This window comes from Prosthecobacter sp. (assembly GCF_044373815.1).
Classification (GTDB): domain Bacteria; phylum Verrucomicrobiota; class Verrucomicrobiia; order Verrucomicrobiales; family Verrucomicrobiaceae; genus Prosthecobacter.
Map to the genome: position 1 here is coordinate 1 of NZ_JBIPNG010000377.1, position 6,604 is coordinate 6,604.

Annotated in this window: 5 protein-coding genes and 1 pseudogene; 3 read left to right on the plus strand and 3 right to left on the minus strand. The window is 56.7% G+C overall.

Annotation, left to right across the window (positions count from 1 at the left end):
- Together ACIREA_RS23595 and ACIREA_RS23600 are read left to right on the plus strand one after the other, a co-directional pair.
- Positions 1 to 1,452: putative transporter (locus ACIREA_RS23595; RefSeq protein ID WP_397384798.1), on the plus strand; the 1,452-nt coding region annotated here is incomplete at its 5' end.
- A gap of 77 nt (positions 1,453 to 1,529) precedes the next feature.
- Positions 1,530 to 2,471, plus strand: a complete 942-nt coding sequence (locus ACIREA_RS23600; protein WP_397384799.1) for a tetratricopeptide repeat protein — start codon at positions 1,530 to 1,532, stop codon at positions 2,469 to 2,471.
- A 6-nt stretch (positions 2,472 to 2,477) separates the two neighbouring features.
- On the opposite strand, the gene surE is transcribed toward ACIREA_RS23600, so the two are convergent.
- Both surE and ACIREA_RS23610 read right to left on the minus strand, forming a co-directional pair.
- Complete coding sequence (gene surE / locus ACIREA_RS23605; RefSeq protein ID WP_397384800.1) at positions 2,478 to 3,167, minus strand: 5'/3'-nucleotidase SurE; 690 nt, start codon at positions 3,165 to 3,167, stop codon at positions 2,478 to 2,480.
- Positions 3,168 to 3,170: 3 nt separating this feature from the next.
- Positions 3,171 to 4,154, minus strand: coding sequence for an MDR family NADPH-dependent oxidoreductase (locus ACIREA_RS23610; protein WP_397384801.1), 984 nt, complete (start codon positions 4,152 to 4,154; stop codon positions 3,171 to 3,173).
- 471 nt (positions 4,155 to 4,625) lie between these two features.
- On the opposite strand from ACIREA_RS23610, the gene ACIREA_RS23615 reads away from it, so the two are divergent.
- Positions 4,626 to 6,056: a toll/interleukin-1 receptor domain-containing protein gene (locus tag ACIREA_RS23615; protein WP_397384802.1), complete on the plus strand. Its 1,431-nt coding sequence runs from the start codon at positions 4,626 to 4,628 to the stop codon at positions 6,054 to 6,056.
- Positions 6,057 to 6,065: 9 nt separating this feature from the next.
- Here the strand turns inward: ACIREA_RS23615 and ACIREA_RS23620 are convergent.
- Positions 6,066 to 6,604: pseudogene (locus tag ACIREA_RS23620) on the minus strand (hypothetical protein); the annotation flags it as partial.

Consider the following 6,604-nt stretch of genomic DNA (forward strand, 5'->3'; position numbering starts at 1 on the left):
GTGCTCTTCGTCTTCGCGCTCGGCATGCAGATGGGGCCGGGCTTCTTTGCCTCGCTGCGGCGTCAGGGACGCATGCTGAACGCCTATGCCTTCGCCTTGGTGTTTTTGGGGGCCGTGGTGGCTTTGGCGGGTGGCTGGATGCTGGACATGCCGCTGCCAGCCGTGGCGGGTTTATTTGCCGGTGCCACCACGAACACGCCCGCACTCGGTGCCGCGCAGCAAGCGCTTGCCTCAGCCCATGTGGACCCTGCGCTGATCACGCTGCCGGCGCTTTCCTATGCGGCGTCTTATCCATTGGCCATTGTTGGGATCATTGTCTCACTCATTATTATGCGGGCTTTTTTCAAGGTGGATGTGACGCAGGAGGCGGAGACCTTCCGCCAGGAGCAGGGGGCTGGCATCGAGCCGCTGCAACGCATGAACCTGCGGGTGGAGAATCCAAACCTTGACGGTGTCGCCATCGCCAGCGTTCCCGGTGTGCAGGAGACCAGCGTCATCATCTCGCGGCATCGCCCAGCTGCAGAGGTTGAAGTCACCGCCGCCACGCCGGAAACGAAGCTGCATGTGGGGGATGTGATCATGGCCGTGGGGACACAGCCGCATCTGGAGCAGTTCCGTCTGGTCATCGGCAGCGTGAGCGAAGAGAACCTCATGAAGGCTCCAGGCAGGATCACCTACCGCCGCGTGGTGCTCACCAACAAAAAGCTGCTGGGCAAAACGGTGCGTGAACTCGGCCTCGATCACTTCGATGGCGTCGCCGTCACCCGCGTGAGCCGTGGGGATTTGATCTTCACCGCGCTGCCCGATCTGCGTCTCCAGTTTGGCGACATGCTCCAGCTTGTGGGTGATGAGGATTCTCTCAACGCCGCCACGCAAAGGCTCGGCAATGCGGTGCAGATGCTGCAGGAGACCAAGTTTGCCGCCATCTTCGCGGGCATCCTTCTCGGTGTGCTGCTGGGGCTCTACCCTATCCGCATCGAGGGGCTGCCAGCGCCGGTGCGTCTCGGACTGGCCGGCGGACCGCTCATCGTGGCCATCCTGATGAGTCATCTGGGGCGTCTGGGCCCCATGGTGATGCACATGCCCATCAATGCGAATCGTGCCCTGCGTGAGCTGGGCATCATCCTTTTCCTGGCCAATGTCGGCCTGCTCTCAGGCGAGCATTTTGCCGCCACGGTGTTCTCGGCGCAGGGGCTGCAGTGGGTGCTGCTCGGAGTGCTCGTCACCATGCTGCCGCTGCTCCTGGTTGGGTTTGTGGCACGCAAATTTCACCGTGTGAATTTCATGACGCTGTGCGGGCTTCTTTCCGGGGGCATGACCGATCCTCCCGCGCTCGCCTTTGCCACCACCATGGCACGCAGCGATTCCCCCGCAGTGGCCTACGCCACGGTGTATCCGCTCACCATGCTGCTGCGCATTGTGGCGGCGCAGGTGATTGCCCAGCTTGCCTGAGGAGCGAGTCGTCTCGTTTCAACTCCACGCTAAAATTACAAGACATCCGGCGCACTTGGCGTTCCTTGCGGCCTGCCATGAAGTCAACCATCGTCGCTTTTCATCTTGCCGCACTCCTCTCGGGCTCTGCTGTCTTGTACTCTGCGGAGACACCGCCTGCTGAAGTCAAACTGCCGGAAAAACTGCCGGAGGATCTCAAAAAGCAGGCGCTGGAGTTCAAGAAGCAGCAGGCGTCTGTGCGTGAGTACATGCAGGCAGGCAAATACGCGGAGGCCGAGCCGGTGCTGCGCTCCCTCATCACCGCATTCAAAGGCTTCTTCGGTCCTGGCAATGCACTGCTGCCGGAGTGCCAGGGGGCGCTGGGAACCTGCCTGCGCGCGCAGGGAAGGCTGGCCGAGGCGGAGCCCGAATTCCGCGCCTCATGGGAAGGTCACGTGAAGTATTCAGGGGCGGACAAACCTGAGACGCTGCGCATTCACAACGCTCTGGCGGAGACTCTGCACGAAGAAGGGAAATTTGCGGAGGCGGAGAAGGAGATCCGTGCGGTGGTCAAGGAGATGACCAAGGTGTACGGAGCCGAGCATGCTGCGACCTTGCTGAACCGCACCAACCTTGCCGTGGTCCTCGGCGATCAGAAGAAATACGCCGAGGCGGAGAAAGAACTGCAGGAGGTGCTCAAGATCGACCTGCGCGTGCTCGGCATTGACAAGCAGCCGACCCTCATGGCCCGTGGAGCTCTGGCGGTCAATCTGCGCGAGCAGGGCAAGCTGGCGGAGGCCGAGAAGGAGTTTCGCGCCGTGCTGCTGTTCATGGACATCAATCCCGGGGAGGCACACGTGGACACGCTGACGTTCCGCTATCAATTCGCCCTTTGCCTGACGATGGAAAAGAAATATGCCGAGGCTAAAAAGGAAGCCGAGGCGGGGCTGGCGATGGCGAAGAACAAACTGGGTGATGATCACCCCAGCACGAAAGAGCTGCAGCAACTCGTCACGACTCTGCAAAGCGTCTCCAAGTGAGCTGCCTCAAACGTGCAGCAACGACACGGAGACCTTTCCGCTGAAGCAGGTCTCCACATCGGAGCCGGGATCACGCGGGCGCGAGGCATAGGAGGCGGAGTAGGCGTAGCCGTTCTCCTCTTTGCGATAACTCACATTCAATGGCGAACGCGCCGGATGGCTTGGGATGCGTGGTGGCAGCGCCGTCTGATCTGTCGGCAGGTGAGGAATGTTGATGTTCCAGAAGGTGCTCCGGGCATGGTCTTGGGCATGCGTCTCCCGCACGATCTCAGCCATCCATGTGGCGGTGCGCTGCCAGTCTACTTCGATTTCTCGGATCATGTAATGAGACAGCGCCATGGAACGAATGCCATGGTAGGCGGCCTCGCGTGCGGCGGCCACGGTGCCGGAGATGACGATGTCCTGCCCCATGTTGCCACCGGCATTGACCCCGGAGAGCACCAAGTCGGGTTTCAAACCGAGTGCAAACAAGGCCAACCGTACGCAGTCGGCCGGGGTGCCGTGCACGGCGTGGCGATTCTCACCGAGTGGCTCCACCCGCAGATGCTGATGCGTGGTGACGCGGTGCCCGCACTGGCTCTGCTCCGTGGCCGGAGCCACGATGGTATATTGCCAGCCAAGCTGTGTCACTGCGTTTTCCAAAGCTTGCAATCCCGGAGCGGAAATGCCGTCGTCGTTCGTGAGGAGGACGTGCATGGGTTAGGCGAGATCAAGAATGACTTTGCCGCCGCGTGAGCCTTCCTGCGCACGCGTGATCGCCTGTTTGAAATCAGCCAGCGGCACGATCTCGTCGATGGCGGTGACGAGTTCGCCCGATTGGATGAGGGCAGTCAGAGGTTCGAGCACCTCGTAAAGTTCTGCCGTGCTGGCTTTCTCAAACCACTTGGTAATCCACAGGCCGCGAAGCTGGAGGTTTTTGAAGATGAGGAATTTGTTGGGCACCTTCAGGCTGCGGCGGCTCATGGCACCATACGTGACGAGGATGCCCTCGGGGCTGAGCAGGTCCATCATGTGGATGGCGCTGTCACCACCCACGGCATTCGTGGCCAGCATCACCGGCTCATCGCCGATGATTGATTTGGCTTCAGCGACACCTTCGTCGGTGTCGAGCATGACCAGGTCAGCCCCCAGCGTTTTCAATTCATCAAACAGTTCGGTGCGGCGCACAAAGTTGATCGTGCGAAAACCGAAGTGCTTCGCCAGTTGGATGAACGCACGGCCCACGCCGGAGTTCGCCGCGTTCTGCGCCACCCAGGCGCCTTTCGGAAGGTCGGTGTAGTGCTTGAGCAAAGCCCAGGCGGTGACGGGATTGACGCGCAGCATGCTCGCCTGCACGGCATCAATCTGCGAAGGCACCTTGGCAAAGTGATGTTCCGCCGCCGTGAGATGCTGGGTCCAGCAACCGGTGCCAAGCAACGAGATGACCACATCGCCTTTCGCCAGCGATGTCACCGCACTGCCAACTTCCTCCACCTCTCCACAGCCTTCATGCCCCGGAATGCAAGGCGGATGCGCCGCACGACCGTAGGTGCCCTCGATGAAATTGAGATCCGCCGGATTTACCGGCGCATAGCGCATCCGCACCCGCACCTCATGCCCTTCAGGCGGTGTGAGCGTGCGCTCGTGGAGCTGCAAAACTTCAGCGGGATTGCCGGTGCGGTCGAATTGAAGAAACTGGGACATGGTGAAGGAATTACGTTGGGGAAGGGGATTAAGGCGGTGCTTTCTGCACAGTGGGGCGGAGTGGAGGGGTGGCAAATGGATGCTATTCTTGTGGAGAAGAGTGGCTTGCGACTTTGGATGACGAATTCAAACTGGGCGAGTGAGACATCTCCTTCATCAGAATGAAGCCCGGCTCGAATATGGACGCGTGTTCTGGAAAAATTCTGCACACAAGGCGCGCCTACTCGAACACTGGCAGGATGCCTTGTATCGTGTGTCACGAACGCTTTTTGGAAAAGAGGGTGTTACTGGTTGATCGGGTTCTCTCAGCAGCTCCCAAGGAAGATGACGCCTTGCAGAACGAAGGTCTCAGACTGCGGGTTATGGTGAAAGAAATCTCGCCAGTGTCTGTTTTTTTTCGGGATTTCAATCAAGTCTATGTGTTGAAAACACATCTCTTGCTCTTCAAGGTGTGCTACCCAAACTTGTTCCATGTCGGAGTTTTTCACCCATGATGTTTTCCTGAGCCATAGCTCGAATGACAAAGTTATCGTGCGCGATATTGCGGAACGATTGAAAAAGGATGGGCAAAAAGTATGGTTCGACGAATGGGTGCTTAAGCCTGGCGACAGCATCCCATCGAAGATTGAGGAAGGGCTAGAGCACTCACGTGTCTTGGTTCTTTGTATGTCAGTTAATGCATTTGGGTCTGAATGGGCTCAGTTAGAGTCCTACACGTTCCGCTTTCGCGACCCACTGAACAAGCGCCGCCGTTTTATTCCTGTTCGTCTTGATGATGCACCGATAAAGGGATCTCTCTCCCAATTTTTATATATTAAGTGGCAGCATGGAATGCATGCTAAAGAGTATCCGAAGCTTCTGGATGCAGTTAAAAGACAGGAATTAAAGCAAGAGACATCAACGGCCGAAAGTCAGACCAAAATTCGTCAAGATGTAAAACGCCTCGTTAAAGCCCGATTGGCCGAGTGGAATAGAATGCATGAGGCATTTGAGGATGAGGCGAAAAAATTTCCTCCACTGAGCATGTCGATTTTTTTCATCGACAAAGAGGGTTTGAACTTGCCTGGAAAGTTTCCCCAGCCAAATCATGTGATTAATTTGTGGCAGTATTACGGCGCAGTTAGCACCGAGAATGCAGACACACTATTTAGCTCTGCTGTTCTGACGCGTTTCGGTCTGGCTGGTGCCGAACTTACAGCCTGCGCATTATTGTGCGGCGATCCGACAACCCAATTTCGTCATATGGCAACACGTGCTGGCACGCTTTTACCTGACTCGATCAGTCACCTGATTGTTAGTGATATACCAGGCAAACTTGGTGATTTAGTTGGATCTGGTAAGCCAATAATGACTTCCAATAGCGACCCGTTGGCAAAGTGGCTGAATATGGTGCTTGTTGCTACTTCAACCTTACATCCCGACAGATTGAAAGATGGAAAGCTGCTGGTTGATCCATTTGCGGCTTCAATTTCAGTTTTTGACTATTTGGAAGATGTCACGGGAGATTCTGAACATGGATCAGTGGAGGGCATTTCTGGTTCAGCCACCGCCACTGAGTTTGATGGAATAGGCCGATCATGGAGCGGTTTAAGAGGTCTAATGCAAAACGCTTATTCAGCTAAAGTGATAAAATCAATTCTTGGAAGGGCGGGGTTGGATATGACTACTCTCGGAGATACTGGGACATTCAAGGGCGAGGTTTTAAATTGCGTTGATCATTTAATTCAAGTATTAGATAACGATGCTCGTGATCAATTGGCGTTGGGATGTATTCAGGAATTGCTTGCTCACGAAGAGAAGATTAGAGGGGATGGTTTGTCTGATGAATCCGAAGTAATCAGGAACCTAGAAAAGGTTTTGGCTCGATTTGGTTTCAATCTAAGTGCCATACGAGGTAATTGAAGCCAATTTCTACTCCTTCCTCACCCCAATCTCCTCCACCGGGATCGCCTTGAAACCCAGCTTGAAAGCCGGTGACTCGGGCTTCAGCCGGAAGTCGTCGTTCTTCCAGTCGATGAACAACGGATCGGCAACCATGCTGTGTTTGTCCCATCCGGCGTTTTGCCAAGCGGCCCATTCGTCCAAGGGTTCGGCTTCGGTGATGCGGATGTCATCGAAGAAGACCTGGCCTTTGGGCTCGTGGCAATCCACGCGCAGCCAGAAGGCGGTCATCCAGGGTTTCCAGCCGGCTTCGTTTTCGCGCGGCATGCGGCCGGTGGCTTCGACTTCCTTCCACTCGCTGGTGGCGGTGATGCTGGTGCTGCCGGCCTGCCAGTAGCCTGCGCCGTTTTTGAAGGAGGCAAAGGCGAGGCTGATTTTGGCGGTGGGTTCGCTGGATTTGACGCGGAGTTTCACGCGATACGCCGCACCGGGCTTGATCGGAACATCGGGGCTGTGGAAGACGCTCTTGGGGTTTTTGGGATCGGTGCCGAGCGCGCAGTCCACGCGCA